This is a genomic window from Tenacibaculum piscium, assembly GCF_021390755.1.
In the GTDB taxonomy this organism is placed as follows: Bacteria; Bacteroidota; Bacteroidia; order Flavobacteriales; family Flavobacteriaceae; genus Polaribacter; species Polaribacter piscius.
The window spans coordinates 233,575-251,878 of record NZ_JAJGWR010000002.1; the positions used below are offsets into that span (position 1 = coordinate 233,575).

General features: G+C 31.6%; 17 protein-coding genes and 1 other annotated feature (1 of these 18 cut by a window edge). Of the genes, 5 read left to right on the forward strand and 12 right to left on the reverse strand.

The genetic code is table 11. The annotated features are described in order from the left end of the window. Positions 1-19: 19 nt before the first annotated feature. Positions 20-1,528, reverse strand: a complete 1,509-nt coding sequence (locus tag L0U72_RS05100) for a GH3 auxin-responsive promoter family protein (RefSeq protein ID WP_101917644.1) — start codon at positions 1,526-1,528, stop codon at positions 20-22. A 75-nt stretch (positions 1,529-1,603) separates the two neighbouring features. Between L0U72_RS05100 and L0U72_RS05105 the strand changes: the two genes are divergently transcribed. Continuing rightward, positions 1,604-2,395, forward strand: a complete 792-nt coding sequence (locus tag L0U72_RS05105; protein WP_233884426.1) for a DUF2797 domain-containing protein — start codon at positions 1,604-1,606, stop codon at positions 2,393-2,395. A gap of 121 nt (positions 2,396-2,516) precedes the next feature. On the opposite strand, the gene L0U72_RS05110 is transcribed toward L0U72_RS05105, so the two are convergent. Then, positions 2,517-4,733 carry a carboxy terminal-processing peptidase gene (locus L0U72_RS05110; RefSeq protein WP_233898583.1) on the reverse strand — a complete coding sequence of 739 codons (2,217 nt, stop codon included), beginning with the start codon at positions 4,731-4,733 and terminating at the stop codon, positions 2,517-2,519. A gap of 241 nt (positions 4,734-4,974) precedes the next feature. Here L0U72_RS05110 and surE point away from each other — a divergent pair, with 241 nt between their 5' ends. The 4 genes from surE to L0U72_RS05130 are packed head-to-tail and all read left to right on the forward strand — an operon-like array spanning position 4,975 to position 7,791. Then, positions 4,975-5,745 (forward strand): 5'/3'-nucleotidase SurE, encoded by a 771-nt coding sequence (gene surE, locus L0U72_RS05115; RefSeq protein ID WP_101917639.1) that lies wholly within the window; start codon positions 4,975-4,977, stop codon positions 5,743-5,745. Beyond that, positions 5,733-6,020: a hypothetical protein gene (locus tag L0U72_RS05120; RefSeq protein WP_101917637.1), complete on the forward strand. Its 288-nt coding sequence runs from the start codon at positions 5,733-5,735 to the stop codon at positions 6,018-6,020. Before surE ends, L0U72_RS05120 begins: the two co-directional genes overlap by 13 nt. A 10-nt stretch (positions 6,021-6,030) precedes the next feature. Beyond that, positions 6,031-7,176 carry a lipid-A-disaccharide synthase gene (gene lpxB, locus L0U72_RS05125; RefSeq protein ID WP_233898584.1) on the forward strand — a complete coding sequence of 382 codons (1,146 nt, stop codon included), beginning with the start codon at positions 6,031-6,033 and terminating at the stop codon, positions 7,174-7,176. Positions 7,177-7,200: 24 nt separating this feature from the next. After that, entirely contained in the window at positions 7,201-7,791 is a 591-nt protein-coding gene (locus L0U72_RS05130; protein WP_233898585.1) for a C40 family peptidase, read from the forward strand. A gap of 90 nt (positions 7,792-7,881) precedes the next feature. Here L0U72_RS05130 and L0U72_RS05135 read toward each other — a convergent pair whose 3' ends face one another. From L0U72_RS05135 to L0U72_RS05180, 10 genes are all read right to left on the reverse strand, one after another. After that, positions 7,882-8,526, reverse strand: a complete 645-nt coding sequence (locus L0U72_RS05135) for a YceI family protein (RefSeq protein ID WP_193700123.1) — start codon at positions 8,524-8,526, stop codon at positions 7,882-7,884. A gap of 82 nt (positions 8,527-8,608) precedes the next feature. Further along, positions 8,609-9,325: a tRNA threonylcarbamoyladenosine dehydratase gene (locus L0U72_RS05140; RefSeq protein WP_101917632.1), complete on the reverse strand. Its 717-nt coding sequence runs from the start codon at positions 9,323-9,325 to the stop codon at positions 8,609-8,611. Further along, positions 9,322-9,960 carry a TatD family hydrolase gene (locus L0U72_RS05145; protein WP_233898586.1) on the reverse strand — a complete coding sequence of 213 codons (639 nt, stop codon included), beginning with the start codon at positions 9,958-9,960 and terminating at the stop codon, positions 9,322-9,324. The genes L0U72_RS05140 and L0U72_RS05145 overlap by 4 nt, the downstream gene beginning before the upstream one ends. An 11-nt stretch (positions 9,961-9,971) precedes the next feature. After that, on the reverse strand, positions 9,972-10,664 hold the full coding sequence (locus L0U72_RS05150) for a tRNA-uridine aminocarboxypropyltransferase (protein WP_239710146.1): 693 nt from the start codon (positions 10,662-10,664) through the stop codon (positions 9,972-9,974). Positions 10,665-10,724: 60 nt separating this feature from the next. After that, on the reverse strand, positions 10,725-11,177 hold the full coding sequence (dtd, locus tag L0U72_RS05155) for a D-aminoacyl-tRNA deacylase (protein ID WP_233898588.1): 453 nt from the start codon (positions 11,175-11,177) through the stop codon (positions 10,725-10,727). Next, positions 11,178-12,143: a ribosome small subunit-dependent GTPase A gene (rsgA, locus tag L0U72_RS05160; RefSeq protein ID WP_233898589.1), complete on the reverse strand. Its 966-nt coding sequence runs from the start codon at positions 12,141-12,143 to the stop codon at positions 11,178-11,180. It abuts the gene before it with no gap. A 549-nt stretch (positions 12,144-12,692) separates the two neighbouring features. Further along, positions 12,693-13,775, reverse strand: coding sequence for a bifunctional 3-deoxy-7-phosphoheptulonate synthase/chorismate mutase type II (locus L0U72_RS05165; RefSeq protein WP_101917624.1), 1,083 nt, complete (start codon positions 13,773-13,775; stop codon positions 12,693-12,695). A 20-nt stretch (positions 13,776-13,795) separates the two neighbouring features. Further along, complete coding sequence (locus L0U72_RS05170; protein WP_101917622.1) at positions 13,796-14,644, reverse strand: prephenate dehydrogenase; 849 nt, start codon at positions 14,642-14,644, stop codon at positions 13,796-13,798. A 65-nt stretch (positions 14,645-14,709) separates the two neighbouring features. Beyond that, positions 14,710-15,855: a pyridoxal phosphate-dependent aminotransferase gene (locus tag L0U72_RS05175; RefSeq protein ID WP_233898590.1), complete on the reverse strand. Its 1,146-nt coding sequence runs from the start codon at positions 15,853-15,855 to the stop codon at positions 14,710-14,712. Continuing rightward, positions 15,852-16,694: a prephenate dehydratase gene (locus tag L0U72_RS05180; RefSeq protein ID WP_101907782.1), complete on the reverse strand. Its 843-nt coding sequence runs from the start codon at positions 16,692-16,694 to the stop codon at positions 15,852-15,854. Before L0U72_RS05180 ends, L0U72_RS05175 begins: the two co-directional genes overlap by 4 nt. Positions 16,695-17,653: 959 nt before the next feature. After that, positions 17,654-18,304 (forward strand) — a sequence feature (most likely nonfunctional fraction of RNA operon) (it continues 255 nt past the right edge of the window).

The following is an 18,304-nucleotide window of genomic DNA, read 5'->3' on the forward strand; positions in this document are numbered from 1 at the left end:
GAGGTATATACTTCGGCTTTTATAATTCGAGTAATTCTTCAATAAAATTACGAGAATTCGATAAACGAGGAACTTTATGTTGTCCTCCTAATTTTCCTTTTTTGGTAAACCAATCATAGAATAAATTTTCACGAGCAATATGTATTTTCGGCATTGCTAAAGTCATATTATGATATCGTTTGGCTTCATAATCCGAATTAATTTCTTGTAATGAACTGTCTAATAATTTGGTGAAAAGTGTTATATCTTCTGGTTTTTCATTAAATTCGATAATCCATTGATGTCCGCCACTTTTTTTATCTGCCATAAAAATAGGACCAACGGTATAATCCTTAATCGTTGCTTTTGTTTTTTTACAGGCTATTTTTAAGGCATCTTCGGCATTTTCGATGATTAATTCTTCTCCAAAAACATTAATATGATGTTTGGTGCGTCCTGTAATTTTTATGCGATACGGATTTGTATTGGTAAAACGGACGGTATCGCCAATTAAATAGCGCCATAAACCGCCATTAGTGGTAATAACAACGGCATAATTAATTCCTATTTCTACTTCGGATAATGGAATTGCAATAGAATTTTCGCCATCATATTGGCTCATCGGAATAAATTCATAAAAAATACCATAATCCAACATTAAGAGTAGTTCATCGGAATTATTAATATCTTGAATGGCAAAAAAACCTTCGGATGCATTATAGCTTTCGTAATATTTAAAATTTTTCTTCGGAATTAATTTTTTGTATTGTTCTCGATAGGGATTAAAATTTACGCCTCCATGAAAATAAACTTCTAAATTAGGCCAAACCTCTAAGATATTATCTTTACCAGTTTTTTCTAAAACCCGATTTAAAAGTACCAACATCCAACTAGGAACACCAAATAAACTGGTAATATTTTCATCAATAGTTTCATCAATAATGGCTTCAATTTTGGCTTCCCATTCATTCATTAACGATACTTCTTGGCTAGGAGCAGAGCTAAAATCTGCCCAAAAAGGCAAATTTTCTGTTAAAATCGCCGATAAATCACCAAAATAAGAATTGTTATTTTCATAAATTGCTGTGCTACCGCCAAGTTTTAAAGCTTTACCAGCAAACATGTTAGTATTTTCATTGTTCGAAACATATAAGCAGAGCATATCTTTTCCTGCTTTCAAATGACAATCTTCAATTGCTTGATCGCTTACAGGAATAAATTTACTTTTTGCATTGGTTGTTCCACTACTTTTTGCAAACCAACGGATAGGTGTTGGCCAAAACAAGTTCTGTTCGCCTTTTCGGCAACGTTCGATAAGCGGTTCAATACTTTCATATTGTTGAATAGGAATATTTTTAGTAAAATCGGCATATTTTTTAATAGATGAAAAATGATGTGCTTTTCCAAATTCAGTACTTTTAGCAGTCTGTATTAATTTTTGAAGCAATTCATCCTGAACATCAATAGGATATTTTAAAAATAATTCGACTTGGTGTTTACGCTTTTTTAAAAACCAAGAAATAATAGAATTTATAAATGGAAACGACATAGGTTACGACTTAATGATTTTTTTTACAGTTTTTTACAGTAAGTTTGTGAAGCTAAAAGTAATAAAATTTAAGACATGGAGTACCAAGGAATTTTAAAAAAAATGTCCACCGAAAATTTAGAGACCGTTCAATATTATTTAGATATGGGTTCGGATTTTATTAATATGAATCAGTTGTTAAACAGGCAAATAAAATTAAGTTTTGTAGGGTATTCGTGTTTAAATTGTTCTTCTTCACAAGAAATATACCGTCAGGGTTTTTGTAAGAAGTGTTTTTTCGAAATGCCAAATGCAGGCGATTGGATTATGCGTCCTGAATTAAGCACGGCACATTTAGGCATCGAAGATAGAGATTTAGCCTATGAAAAAAGTGTGCAATTAAAACCTCATATTGTATATTTAGCAAATTCGAGTAGCGTAAAAGTTGGTGTTACCAGAAAAGGACAAGTGCCAACTCGTTGGATAGATCAAGGAGCACATGAAGCCATCGAAATTGTGGAAGTACCAAACAGGTATTTAGCAGGAATTACGGAAGTTGCTTTAAAAGCGTATGTTGCTGATAAAACCAATTGGCGAAAAATGCTAAAAAATGATGTTGTTGATGAAAGTTTGGTCGCTTGGAAAGAGAAATTAAGCGCTTTTATTCCTGAACAAGCCAAGCAATATATTATCGAAAATAATGAAGAAACGCAAATTAATTTTCCTGTTGATAAATATCCGTTGAAACCTAAAAGTTTAAATATTGTAAAATCAGAAACATATACGGGTGTTTTAGTAGGCGTAAAAGGACAATATTTAATTTTTGATGATGAAACGGTTTTTAATGTGCGTTCCAATGAAGGGTTGATTGTAACTATAAAAATTTAAAAATTTGAGAATTTTAATATTTTAACGATGCTTTTATAAGATGAACAAGGGATTTTAAATCCCTTGTTTTTGTCTTATTTTTTGTGTTTTTTTTGCTTTTATTTTTTGTTGAACTTTAACATTATTGTTTGATAATTGTATAATTTTCTGTCATTTTAAGTTCACTTAATACGTTTAGTGCTTCGTTTAAGTAAATATCTTTTTTCAGATTTTTATGCCAAACAACGCGTTTTTCTTTTAAGATGGTATCTTTTGAAAACAGCTTTAGTTCATATTTAGGCGATTTAAATGCTAAATCAGAATCGAATTTAAAGATATCTTTAAACTTTTTACTTTCCTTAATTTTGGTTTCGCTTTCTTTTTTAAAAGTGCTATATTTTAAGGAATACACATTTTCTTCTTGATTTTTCTTCAACCATTTAGCATAATTATTAATTTCGTTAAATTTCTGATTATGCAATACACGTTGCTGACTATTGTACACGGCATCGCTAAAATTACGATAAGAATTTGTAGGATGATAGTTTGCTTGTTGTACTTTATCCCAAGGCAAAGCACCGTCTAAATCACGTTCACCAAATTCCATATAACTATATTTTGATGGTAATGCGATATCGGAATATACGCCTTCAATTTGAGTTGAGCCACCATTTATGCGATAAAATTTTTGAATGGTCATTTTTAACGCTCCTAAATCGCTTGGATATTTTTCATAAAAACGATTGATTGGCATTACATTTTGTACCGTTCCTTTTCCGTAGGTTTGTTTTCCACCGATAATAATTCCTCGTTTATAATCTTGCATAGCGGCGGCAAAAATTTCAGAAGCCGAAGCTGAAAACTCATTAACCATCACTACTAAAGGACCGTTCCATTGTGTTTTTGTATCGGTATCATTTTTAACAAGCGGTGCTTCTCCACGATATTTCACTTGTACAATTGGTCCTTCTTTGATAAATAATCCACCAATTTCGATGGCTGTTTTTAACGATCCACCACCATTGTTTCTCAAATCGACAATTAATCCTTTTACGTTTTCATTTTTCAAACGGTCGATTTCTTTTTCCATGTCTTTAGCGGCATCTCTACGGCTTAAATCATTAAAATCAATATAAAATCGAGGAAGATTGATAACGCCATATTTTTCGCCATTTTTTTCAACAATGCTCGATTTTACAAAAGTTTCCTCTAGTTCAACAACATCTCGAATAATTGGAATTGTTTTAATAGTTCCGTCAATTTTTTTCTTTACGGTTAAACGCACTTCTGTTCCTTTTTTTCCTTTGATAAATTTAATAGCATCGTCCAAACGCATTCCTACAATATCTAGTGGTTTTTCATCGGATTGTGCAACTTTTAAAATGATATCATCAGGTTCAAGTTCTCCTTGTTTCCAAGCAGGACCTCCAGAGATGAGTTCTACAACATGCGTATACATTCCTTTTTTTTGTAAACGAGCGCCAATTCCTTCTAGTTTTCCTGACATTTCTTGGTCAAAACGAGATTTTATTCGGGGCGACATATAGGTTGTATGTGGATCAAAACCACTTACGACACTATTTAAAAAAGTAGAATACCAATCAGAATTTTCAAGTTCATCAATGCGTTCATATAGTTCATTCATGTTGGTTAAAACTTCTTTTCGGGCTTCAATTTCTAATTCTTTAAAACTCTTTTTAGTTTTATTTTTAGTTGATTTTTCAAGTTTTTCTGATTTCTCCTTTTTTTCTGATGAATTTTGAGCTGTTTCTGCTTCTTCAATTCTACTTAAAATAGAAAGTTTTAATTGTTTTCTCCAGTAATCAACTAATTCGAGTTCATCTTTTGCAAAGGGTAAGTTTTCATAATCAACATTAATTACTTCATTTTTTTTATAATTAAAAGGCTGTGCTAACAATGTGCGATAATTGTTTTTAGCGGCTGTTAATTTTTCTAAAAATCGATGATAGACTAATTTATAAAAGTCAATATTAGTGTTTCGTAATTGGTCATCTATTTGATATTTAAATTGAGAAAATTCTTTTAAATCTTCTTGGGTAAAATATCTTTTATTAGGGTCTAAACCATCAATAAAGCTGGTGTAAACATGTTCTGAAAAATCATCATTTAATTCTTTTTTAACATAATGATATCGGCTTAAAATATTTTTTAAAACATAGACAATAACTCTGTCTTTTTCAGGATCTTTGCTTAGATGTCTGTTGACATATTTGCTAGAGTCTTGTGCTTTGTTTTGGCTTGATTTTTTGCGTATTTTTTCATCAAAACTACTTGAGTAAATAGAGCTTGAAAATAATACTATACTTGCTATAAATGGAATGATAAACTTCTTCTTCATATATCTTCTGTATTTTAATGGGAATATCAGCAATGCTAAACTACTAAAATAATGCCATTTTTTTACTTTTAATTTTTATTTCGATTTGATGTTGTTCTTGTTGTTTATTTTATAGCGATATTCTGAGGTTTTATGGTTTTTGAGTTACAATTTTACGCATAAAACATAGGATTCTATCTTTAATAAATGTTAAAATAAGAGTGCTTTTTTTATGTTACATTTGTTGTAAAACAAACACCCTATGCAAAAAAGACCTTTAATTTTGGTAACGAATGATGATGGAATTACCGCGCCAGGTATTCGAATGTTAATTCAAATAATGAATGAAATAGGCGATGTAATTGTGGTTGCCCCAGATAATCCACAAAGTGGTATGGGACACGCGATTACAGTAAATAATGTATTACATTGTAATGCTATTGAAATAGATCAAGGACCCCAAATAGAATATAGTTGTTCTGGTACGCCTGCCGATTGTGTTAAAATGGCGAAAAATGAAATTTTAAATCGTACGCCAGATTTATGTGTTTCAGGAATAAATCACGGAGCAAATTCATCGATAAGTGTTATTTATTCGGGAACAATGAGCGCCGCTGTAGAAGCTGGTATTGAAGGAATTCCTGCTATTGGTTTTTCTTTATTAGATTTTGATTGGCATGCCGATTTTGGTGCTGCTAAAGAATCGATCAAAAAAATAGTAATCAATGTTTTAACAAACGGATTGCCTGATGGCGTTGTTTTAAACGTAAATATTCCGAAGTTAAAAGAAGAAGAAATTAAAGGAGTTCGTGTTTGTCGTCAAGCAAATGGTTTTTGGAAAGAAAATTTTGACAAACGAAAAAGTCCAAACGGTAAAGAATATTATTGGTTGTCAGGAGAATTTATCAACAAAGATAAAGGCGAAGATACCGATATTTGGGCATTAGAAAATGGCTATATATCTATGGTGCCTGTACAATTCGATATGACAGCACATCATGCAATTCAAAAAATAAATTCATGGGATATATAACAAAAGAAATAATAATTGGAATTTTTGTAGCCATACTAGCCACCATTGCTGGATTTTATCTTTATTTAGAATTTATATCTGTAGGCACACTTAGCGAAACATTCATAAAAATACGAGAAGGTGGCGTTTTAGGATCGGTATTAGCATTGGCGAGTATTCCTAATTTAGTCGTTTTTTGGATTTTTTTAAAGAAAAATCAAGAATATAGAGCTAGAGGCGTTCTAATAATTACCGTAATCATAGCGTTACTAACATTTATTTTGAAATTTTTATAAGATATCATTTATGAAATATTACATTCTTGTAGGGGAAGCTTCTGGAGATTTACACGGAGCTAATTTGATGAAATCGTTATTAAAAGAAGATCCAACAGCCCAAATTCGTTTTTGGGGCGGTGATTTAATGCAAGAAGTAGGCGGAACGCTTGTAAAACATTACAAAGAACGTGCTTTTATGGGATTTGTTGAGGTATTCTTAAATTTGAAAAAAATTCTAGGAATGCTTTCTTTCTGTAAAAAAGATATTGCAAATTTTAAGCCTGATGTCTTAATTTTTATAGATAATTCAGGGTTTAATCTTCGGATTGCCAAATGGGCAAAACAACAAGGTTTTAGAACAAATTATTATATTTCACCTCAAGTTTGGGCAAGTAGAGCCAGTAGAGTACAAGATATAAAACGAGATATTGACCAAATGTTTGTCATTCTTCCGTTTGAAAAAGAATTTTATCAAAAATATAATTATGAGGTAAATTTTGTTGGACATCCGCTAATTGACGCAATTGCTGATAGAAAATCATTAAATGAACAGGATTTTAGAACAAAATATCAGTTAGGAGATAAAAAAATTATCGCTATACTACCTGGAAGTAGAAAGCAAGAAATTACAAAAATGCTGTCGGTAATGCTGTCGTTAGTGCCTGATTTTTCAGAATATCAGTTTGTAATTGCGGGAGCTCCAAGCCAACCTTTTGAGTTTTATAAAACATTTATCGATACTTTTGAAGCTCGTTTTCCCGAAGGTAAAAAAATCAAATTTATCAACAATAAAACGTACGATTTATTAAGTGTTTCACACGTTGCTTTGGTTGCTTCGGGTACCGCAACCCTAGAAACAGCTTTGTTTAAAGTACCTCAAGTAGTTTGCTATAAGGGAAGTACGATTTCGTATCAAATTGCAAAACGAATTATTACCTTGGAATATATTTCGCTTGTCAATTTAATAATGAATCGGGAAGTTGTGAAAGAATTGATTCAAAATGAGTTTACAAAAGAAAATTTATCCAATGAATTACAACGAATTTTAATGCCCGATACACGACAAAAATTACTTTCAGCATACACCGATTTAGAACAAAAATTAGGTGGAAAAGGCGCATCAGCAATAACTGCAAAATTAATTGTAGAAGGATTAAAAGAAGCTAAAAATTAAAAAAAACAATTAAAAATAGTATTTATGATGCTTCAAAAACTAGGATTCTTTTTATTTATTTCTTTCTTATTCATTTCTTGTGGAACTTCTAAGAATATATCGAAGTATCGAAAAATTAAAAATAGTGCTAATAGCGTCATTTATATACATAAAAAAATCAATACAAAATCTGGAGGTAAATCACCTAAAAAAGTATCTAAAAAATCAACAAACAATTCAAAAAATACGCCTTCTATTGCCGATAAAATTGTTTGGACAGCTGTAAGTTATAAAGGAGCTCCGTACAAATTTGGCGGAACGACCAAAAGAGGAATGGATTGTTCGGGTTTAATTCATACATCTTTTAGTTTTCGGAAGATTTCAATGCCAAGAACATCACGAGAAATGTCTCGAAAAGGCTATGATATTTCACTTGGAAAAGTAAAACGAGGTGATTTAGTATTTTTTAAAACATCAAGAAGAAGAGCAGGCATAAACCATGTAGGTTTGGTTACTTCGGTAAAACGGGGCGATGTTCGTTTTATACATGCAAGTACTTCTAGTGGTGTTATTATCAGCTCATTACGTGATAGTTATTGGCGGAAATCATTTGTAAAAGCTAAAAGAGTTTTGTAATTTTCTTAAAATAATTTAAGAATTAAAGCAAAAAACCTGAACAATACTGTTCAGGTTTTTTTATAAAATATTTTAAATCAGCTACTAAAATTATTTTTTAGCTTTAATATCAAAAGAAATTTCCATTAAATCATTAATGAATTTATCTTTTAAAGCTGCATCAATTTTTTTAGATTTATAAGTAACACCAAAATCTGTTCTATCAATATTAAAAACCTCACTTTTAAAAGTTACTACGTCTTCATTTTGAGTAACGGTTGCAGGAATTGTGATACTTTTTGTAGTTCCTCTAAGTGTTAAATTACCAGTTACCTGTAATTTTCCGTCTTTAGTTTCAGAACTTGCGATTTCAAATTTAGCGGTAGGGAATTTTTCAACATCAAAAAAGTCTGCATCTTTTAAATGTTTTTCTAATTTTTCTTTACCATCAGCAACTTCTAAATCGCTACAAGAAATTGAAGTCATATCAATGGTAAACTCACCTGATTTAAGCACTTCATTTTCAATATCAAACACACCGTTAGTAATATTAACAACGCCATTATGTGAACCTGTAGGCTTATTTCCTTTCCAAGTTACGGTAGATTCAGCAATATTTGCTTTGTACGAATTAAGTACATTTTCTACTTTTTTGATGTCTTTAACTTCTTCGTTAGCCGTAACTTTATTTTTTTCTGATTTACAAGAAACCGCTGTAATTGCGATAAGAGCAATTGCTAAAATTGATTTTTTCATGTTGATTGATTTTTTTAGGATTGATTATTAATAAACTTAAATAATTACGGCAAATATACTTTAAAAATAGTTTCCGTGGGAATTATTTTTTTGTTAAGATTTTGTTAATAACATAAGAACTAGCTTGTAAGCCAAAAGCGGCGGGCATATAACTGATTGTTCCATAAAAAGATTTTTTAAAATTATTTCCATCGGTTAATTGTAAACTTTCCGGAATTTGGATTTCTTCGGAATAGACAGCCATAACACCTTTATCGACTTTTCGTTCTTTCAATCTTTTTTTAAGTGCTCGTGCCATTTTACAGTTTTTAGTTTTGCTGATATCTTTAACGACTATTTTACTGGCATCTAATTTTCCGCCAGCTCCCATGGCACTTATCAATTTGACTTTTTTTCTTTTAGCGGCAACGATTAAATTAATTTTAGGTGTGATACTATCAATACAATCTAAAACATAATCATATTTTGGGTTTACAATTTCAAAAGCTCTTTCTGGCGATAAAAATTCTTGAATTTCTGTAAGTTCGATATTGGGATTTATATCTTTAATTCTTTGGGCAACTACGCTAACTTTCGATTTTCCAATCGTACTATTTAAGGCGGGTAATTGTCTGTTTATATTTGTTTTATCAAAATCATCGCCATCAACAATGGTCATTTTTCCAACGCCTGCTCTTGCTATAAATTCGGCAGCAAATGAGCCAACACCTCCTAAACCAACAATTAAAATATGTGCTTTTTGGAGTTTTTCAATGCCTTCTTTTTTAACTAATAATTCCGTTCTTTCTAACCAACTCATTGTATAAATATCGTATTAAAATTTTGATGTATTTTTTCTTGTATTTTTTTGATGTTACTATTTTTGATGCTACTTGCTTTTTGATAAATTTCGATAATATCAATTTCTGCGTCATCGGTTTCTAAAAATATTTTATCGATCGGAATATTTTCAAACACTTTTTGTAGTTTATCGGAATATAAAAGGGCTTTTCCGAAGGATAAAAAACAGCCATTTTTTATAAGTTCTAAAGCAATTTGATTGTTTTTATGAAAACCGTGAATTAGCCATTTTTGTGAAGGGTTCAGTTCTTTTTTAATTTGAATAATTTCTTGAAAAGATTTTACACAATGAATAATCAGTGGTTTTTTATAAATTTCTGATAATTGAATATGTTCTTTAAAAACCTTAATTTGAAGTTGATAATTTATTTTTGATAATCTATCTAAACCACATTCTCCAACGGCATAACAATTTTTATGAAGTAGTTTTTTTTTGATAAAGATAAGTTCATCTTCAATTTTTTCTTCAAGAATAAACCACGGATGAATCCCGATAGAAAACGGCGTATTAAAATCTGTTGAATTAGGATAACAATTTAAAATATTGAAATCCTTTTTGAAATTTTGATGCGTATGAATATTTATAAATTTCACAAAAAAGACCACTAATTTTCTTGTTCAAAAATAATACTTCTTTCCATATTTTTCTTATAAACATTCTTAGGAACAAGCTCTTTATTATTTGTGTCTAGCATACATTCAATTTGATGGGCAATCATTTTTTCAAAAGGAAGCAAAAAACTCTTGGTGTCACATTGTTCTAAATTACTTTGATTAAGTAAATTTAAAACGGTGTAAACAGATTCAATAGTACTAAGGCAAAGCGGCGCAGGCTGTTGCTTAATACTAAATTTTGATTTTATTTTATTATCAAAACTTACTCTTTTTAGTTTTTGTAAGTTTTTACTCAATTTTAGCATTTTACGAGCGCAAGGCCATGTTCCATCGAGAATAAAAATGTGTGGATTATCGCCTATAAATAAACTTATTTCAGCAGGTTCACTTACCGATAAATTCAAGCTATCTTCTCCTGGATAAAGTAAAAAAGAAGAGTTTTTTTCTTTACTTATTATTTCGTTTACACGTTTATTATTTGTAAAATCTACACCAACGATAATTTCTGAATTTTCAAGCTGAAGATTGGTCATACGTCCCGTTCCGTTTTTTTCTTTTTTGTACTCTTTCGGGTGCATAAGAATAATAAAACGAGTCTTGGTTTGTAAATTATTTGTGTGTTTACAAATACATGATGATGAAGGCATCATACATTTATAACATGTTATTCTTGGAGTTTTCATTGCTGTTTTCAAAGTGAATATCTCTTTTTTTGAATTAAAGCGAACTATAAAATAGTAAAATTACACTTTATTTTTACTATCGATAATAATCGTAACAGGACCATCGTTTAAAAGTTTGATTTTCATATCGGCACCAAATTCTCCTGTTTGCACTTTTTTTTCTAAATTTCCTTCTACTTTTTCAATAAATACTTCATATAAAGGAATGGCAATTTCAGGTTTTGCTGCATTCATATAGCTTGGTCTATTTCCTTTTTTGGTGGATGCTTGTAACGTAAACTGACTTACAATAATTGCATCTCCTTTGATATCAATTAATGACTTATTCATCACATCATTTTCATCATTAAAAATTCGAAGATTCGTTATTTTTTTAGATAACCAATTGACGTCTTCTATAGTATCTTCATTGGTTATTCCAATAAGAATTAGTAAACCATTTTGAATATCGGCAACTTTTTGATTTTCAATTGTTACACTTGCTTTGCTTACTCTTTGAATTACAGCTTTCATTTATTCTTGATCTTTTTCCCAAATATCGGTTCTATAATGTTCTTCTTCGCCTTCTAAAATTTGCAAATAACTTTTATAGCGTTCCCAAGAAATTGTATCGGCTTCTAGGGCATCTTTCACGGCGCATTTCGGTTCATTTACATGAATACAATTATTGAATTTACAATCTTGTTTTAGGGCAAAAAACTCTGGAAAATAATCGCCTAATTCTTCTTTATCAATATCAACGACACCAAATCCTTTAATTCCAGGCGTGTCAATAATTCGTGCATCATTTGGGTTTTCGAGGTTTAAATCGAACATTTCGGCAAAAGTGGTGGTATGTTTTCCTTGATTATGTTGGTCGGAAATTTCTTTAGTTTTTAGGTTTAAACTAGGGTCAATGGTGTTTACCAGGGTTGTTTTTCCAACGCCTGAATGCCCTACAAACATAGATGTTTTTCCAAGCATTATTTTTTTAATGGCATCGACATTATTATTTTCTTTTGCTGATACTTCAATACAGGTATATCCGATATTTTCGTAAATATCTTTAAGGTATAAAATTTCGCCACGTTCTTCTATTTCGTAAGAATCTATTTTGTTGAAAACTAAAATTGTATCAATTCTGTATGCTCTTGCGGATACTAAAAATCGATCAATAAAAGTGGTAAAAGTGGGCGGATTATTAATGGTAATTAGCAAAAAAACTTGGTCAATATTTGCGGCAATAATATGTGTTTGTTTCGATAAGTTTACCGATTTACGCACGATAAAGTTATTACGTTCATGAATAGTTGTAATTACGCCAGTTTCTTCATTATTTTTGGTTTCTAGGTCAAAATCAACGATATCTCCCACGGCGATTGGGTTGGTACTTTTGATGTCTTTTAGTCGAAATTTTCCTTTGATACGGCATTTGTATAAAACGTCCTCAGACTTTACCCAATACCAACTTCCTGTAGATTTATATACGATTCCTGTCATGCTACAAAGATGCAGAAATTAATGTAAAAATTAAAGTGTCGGTTCGTGTGTTTTTAGTTTTAGTAGTAAATAACGAATAATTTGAAGCAATTTCCCGCTTTCCGCACTCGCTCTTTTTTTTGAAGGAAAAAAAAGGAGCTCAAACAATTGCTACAATCGGGGCTAGGGGTTTGTGCTACAATGAAAAATTTAAATCCGTAGGGGCACGACCTATGTGTCTGCCCATTTTTACATGTATTTATCTGTCGGTTTCAAAAGATGTTTTAGGAAATAGAGAAGCAACAAAAAACCTCATAAATTTTTACGGTTATGAGGTTTAGAACCTGTTTAAATTTCATTTGAAAAAAATATGACAGAAAAATAAGGAATCGCATCGGTCAACCTGAATTTATTTCAGGTTCGCATCCTAATTTGCCATAGTTCTCCTGTTGATGCGATGCTGAAATAAATTCAGCATGACGTTTATCTCTTTTGAAAAACACTTTTTTTAAAATTTAAACAGGCTCTTAAATATTTTAAAATATCAAGAATAATTTACCCTTTAATAATTTATCCTTTGATAATTTTTTCTTGATGATTGATAGATTCTTGATGAACAGCTTTAAACATTTTGAGTACAAACTCTTCGCTTAAACCTTTGCTTTCTCCTTCAAGAATCATGTTTCCAAGAATTTCGTTCCAACGTCTTGATTGTAGCACGGCAACATTCATATCTTTTTTCAAAGCTCCGATTTTATCGGCAACTTTCATTCTTTTGCTCATCATATCGATTAATTGTCCATCAATCACGTTAATTTGAGCTCTTAAATTTTCTAAAGATTCTCTATAACTAGAATCGGTTTCGGTTGCTTTTCTAATTTTCAAATCTTCCATGATTTGTTTTAATTTATCAGGCGTAACTTGTTGAGCGGCGTCGCTCCAAGCATTTTCAGGATCGAAATGCGTTTCAATCATTAAGCCATCAAAATTCAAATCTAACGCCGTTTGACACACATCAAAAATCATTTCTCTATTTCCTGTAATATGCGAAGGATCACAAATTAATGGTAAATCAGGAAATCTATTTTGAAATTCGATAGCAATTTGCCATTCAGGAATATTTCTATATTTCGATTTTTCGTAGGTAGAAAATCCTCTATGAATAGCTCCTAAATTTTTAATTCCAGCGGTATATAAGCGTTCGATTCCACCTAACCATAAGGCTAAATCTGGGTTTACAGGATTTTTAACCAATACAATTTTATCCGTTCCTTGTAAGGCATCGGCAATTTCTTGCATAATAAATGGCGATACCGTTGAACGTGCGCCAATCCATAATAAATCAATATCGTGTTCTAAAGCCAATTTTACGTGTGCTGCGTTTGCCACTTCGGTACAGGTTTTCATACCTGTTTCTGCTTTTACTTTTTGCAACCACTTTAAACCTAACGCGCCTACGCCTTCAAAATTCCCAGGTCTTGTTCTTGGTTTCCAAATTCCTGCTCTAAAATAGTTTACATCAGAATCTTTTAATTCGTGTGCAATTTTTAAAACCTGTTCTTCGGTTTCTGCACTACAAGGCCCTGCTATTACTAGTGGATGTGCTAAATTCATATCATCCAACCATGTTCTTAATTCTTTTGTATTCTTCATTTTAATTATTATTGTGGCTATTATTTTATGCCGTTTAATATTTGTTTTATATGATTTGTACTTTCCATTTTGTTATAAATTTCTGTAAAATCATCTTTTTTCATTAGTTCTTTAAATTCTTGCAAATTAGTTATATATTCTTCTAAAGTTTCTATAACATTATTTTTATTTTGCTTGAAAATTGGTGTCCACATTGCGGGCGAACTTTTTGCTAAACGTACTGTTGATGCAAAACCTGAACCAGCCATATCAAAAATATCACGTTCATTTCTTTCTTTTTCGATAACGGTTTTACCGAGCATAAAAGAGCTAATGTGCGATAAATGTGATACATATGCAATATGTTTATCGTGTGATTCTGCGTCCATATAACGGATTCTCATGCCTATTTTCGCAAAAATCTCTAATGCTTTTTCTTGTAATTTAAACGCTGTTTTTTCGACTTCACAAATAATATTTGTTTTTTGTTGAAATAAATTTTGATGCGCTGCGGTTGGTCCAGAAAATTCTGTTCCTGCAATTGGGTGCGTTGCTAAAAAATTTCTTCTTTTCGGATGCGTTTTAATTTCGTTGCAAATTAATGATTTTGTTGAACCTACATCAAAAACGAGACAAGTATCTGATACGATTGTTAATATTTTCGGTAATACTTCGATAGTTACATCAACAGGAATTGAAATAATAACGATATCGGCTTTATCTAGTTCTTCGAAGGTTGCTTTTTTTTGAATAACGCCAATTTTCAGGGCTTCTTCTAAGTGATTATCGTTGGCGTCAATGCCGTATATAGTTGCTTCTGGATATTCTCGTTGAATATCCAAGACCATACTTCCGCCAATTAAACCAACGCCAATTACAAATACATTCATATTTTTTATTTTAGATCATTTCGTTGCTTTTTTTGCTTGAAATGTTATTTTACGATGCCTTTTTTTTAGGCAAATCGACTAATTGCTTCTTGAATTACTTTTTTTGAGATACATAATGAGAAGCGAATATATCCTTCTCCTTGCGAACCAAAAACCGTTCCAGGGGTAATAAATATATCTTTTGTATATAAAATTTCATCGGCAATTTCTTCGGATGTTTTTCCTTCAGGAATTTTCGCCCAAACAAATAATCCTGTGGAATTTTTATTGTAGGTACATTTTAGGATATCGGCAAGTTGAAAAATTAATTCTCTACGTTCTTGGTATGTTTTATTTTGAGTTTTAAACCATTGATCGGACAAATGTAACGCTTCAATTGCGCCTTTTTGAATTCCGTAAAACATTCCAGAATCCATATTACTTTTAACCTTTAATATTTGGTTGATAAAATTCGGATTTCCTAAAACCATTCCAACTCTCCAGCCCGCCATGTTAAAGGTTTTGCTTAATGAATTTAATTCTAAAGCGATGTCTTTTGAGCCTTCAACTTGTAAAATACTGATAGGATTATCATTTAAAATAAAACTATACGGATTATCATTTACGATTAAAATTTGATGTTTTTTTCCAAAGGCGATTAATTTTTCAAAAGTATCGAGTGTTGCATTTGTTCCCGTTGGCATGTGTGGATAATTCACCCACATAATTTTCACGTTTTCTAAATCTAACTTTTCTAATTCTTCAAAATCGGGTTGCCAATTAGAGACATCATTTAAGTTATAAAAAATGGGATTTGCTCCGACCAATTTGGTAACGGAAGTATAGGTTGGATATCCAGGATTTGGAATTAATACGGCATCGCCTTGATTCAAAAATGCCATAGAAATATGCATAATTCCTTCTTTACTGCCCATTAGCGGTAATATTTCATTTTCAGGATTTGCTGAAACGTTAAATTTTTGTTGATAAAACGTAGCAATAGCGTTTCGTAATTCTGGTAATCCTTGATAGCTTTGATATTTATGTGCAACGGCGTGTTCAAAACTTTCCTGAATTGCGTTTATTACGATTGGCGGCGGCAATAAATCAGGGCTTCCGATTCCCATATTGATAATTGGTTTCCCTTGGGATGCTAATTCTCTAACTTCTCTTAATTTTTTAGAGAAGTAGTATTCTTGTACGGTATTTAGTCTTTTTGCTGGTTGAATCATTTTCTTCCGTTTTTGTATGCTCCTAATATTTTCAAATTTTCCGCCATTATTTCTATAATTGCGATTGCTTTTTCATAGTGTTGATATTCATCAAAAGTAACATCAACGAAGAAGGAATATTTCCATGGAGCTTCTATTACTGGTAGCGATTGAATTTTTGTTAAATTCATTTTACAATCGCTTAATACGTTTAATATGGTTGCTAAACTGCCTCTTTTGTGGTCTAGTTGAAATTTAAGTGATGCTTTATTGCTATTTTTGATAGTATTATCGCTATTATTTTGGTGATTTCTTTTTTTGGTTTCTAGTATTACGAATCGGGTTGCATTTTCTTTGATTGTTTGAATGCTGTCTTCGATAATGTTTAGGTTAAATATTTCTGCGGCGATTTTTGGAGCAATTGCAGCGACTCCTTTTAGGTTATTTTGAGCGATTCTTTTAGCGACTTCAGCGGTATCGACATCTTCGATTAGTTTTATTTTCGGATATTTTTTAAAAAATTCTTTACATTGCAGGAGTGCCATTGGATGTGAGCAAACTTCTTTGATATCTTCAATTTTCTGATTGGGCAATGCCATTAAATGGTGATGAATATTTAAATATTGTTCACCTATTATTTGTAAATTATGGTTATCGATGAGTGCATAATTCGGAATAATCGAACCAGCGATGGTATTTTCGAGTGCCATAATTCCGATAGTTGCTTTTTCATTTAGCAGATTATCTACTAAAGTATCAAAGGACATACATTCTATTATTTGTGTTTTTCCGTAAAAGTCACGAGCTACTTTATGATGGTTAGAGCCTTCTGCTCCTTGAATTGCTATAATTTCTTTCATTTTTAGTCAAAAAAAAAGCCTCGGTATCGAGACTTTATAATTATATATGTTATTTAACATTACGATACAAAGTCTCAGTTCTTATTAAAGAAATAAAAATAGAAATAGAATCCTTTGTTATTATTTTGTAATGTCATTTTTGTTTTTGTTGTGTCTGACAAATCTAAAGATTAATCTGATAAAAACAAATTAGTTCGGTTATATTTATTAAATAGGGTTAATTATTGTAGTTTTTGTTTGCTTTTTTTGGAGCTATTTCCCGCTTTCCGCACTCGCTTTTTTTTGAAGAAAAATCAAAAAAAGAGCTCAAACAATTGCTTCAATCGGGGCTAAGTCTATTTACTGTGTTTGTTTTTAGCTATTTAGTTTCGTTTTTTATACGCTATCGCGAGCATCTTGCTTGTGCCGATAGTAATAAGAGTTAAAAATGGGGAAATTGATGTCGTTCAAATTTTGTTTATGATAAATAATAATTAAGGTTTAATGCTTTGAAAATCAGCGATTAGTAAAATACTTTAAAAATAAACAAATAAAATCCCTTGTCAGTCCAATAAAAGGGCGTAGATTTGCAACCGCTAACAACAAAACGCAAGTTTAAAAGTTAACAAGGTTCATTAAAATGTCGTTAAGTATTACATTAATAAAATGTAAAAAATAAGTTAAATTTAACTTGTTTAAAACAAATTAAAGAATGTATATTTGCAACCGCTTTAAGAAATGCATTAAAGCAAAACGATCAAGAAATTTTGGAATGATTTTTAAGATAAAAATCAGTTAGTTCAATTCTAGCATTTCTACAAAAAATGATAAGAGTAAAATCTTATCTGTAACTAAATAAGTTACGTTCATTGAAAATATTGAAATTGACAGCGTAAATAAGAGTAGAATAACCACAACTTCTAACGAAGTTAAATTCTTTTGAAACTTATTCATTAATATTATTTAAAATATACAATGAAGAGTTTGATCCTGGCTCAGGATGAACGCTAGCGGCAGGCTTAACACATGCAAGTCGAGGGGTAACATTGTGCTTGCACAGMTGACGACCGGCGAACGGGTGCGTAACGCGTATAGAATCTGCCTTGTACAGGAGGATAGCCTTTAGAAATGAAGATTAACACTCCATAATGTAATGATTCGGCATCGAGACATTATTAAACATTTATGGGTACAAGATGACTATGCGTCCTATTAGCTAGATGGTAAGGTAATGGCTTACCATGGCAACGATAGGTAGGGGGTCTGAGAGGATTATCCCCCACACTGGTACTGAGACACGGACCAGACTCCTACGGGAGGCAGCAGTGAGGAATATTGGTCAATGGAGGCAACTCTGAACCAGCCATGCCGCGTGCAGGATGACTGCCCTATGGGTTGTAAACTGCTTTTATACAGGAAGAAACCGATGTACRYGTACATCGGTTTCTTCCTGTATAAAAGCAGTTTACAACCCATAGGGCAGTCATCCTGCACGCGGCATGGCTGGTTCAGAGTTGCCTCCATTGACCAATATTCCTCACTGCTGCCTCCCGTAGGAGTCTGGTCCGTGTCTCAGTACCAGTGTGGGGGATAATCCTCTCAGACCCCCTACCTATCGTTGCCATGGTAAG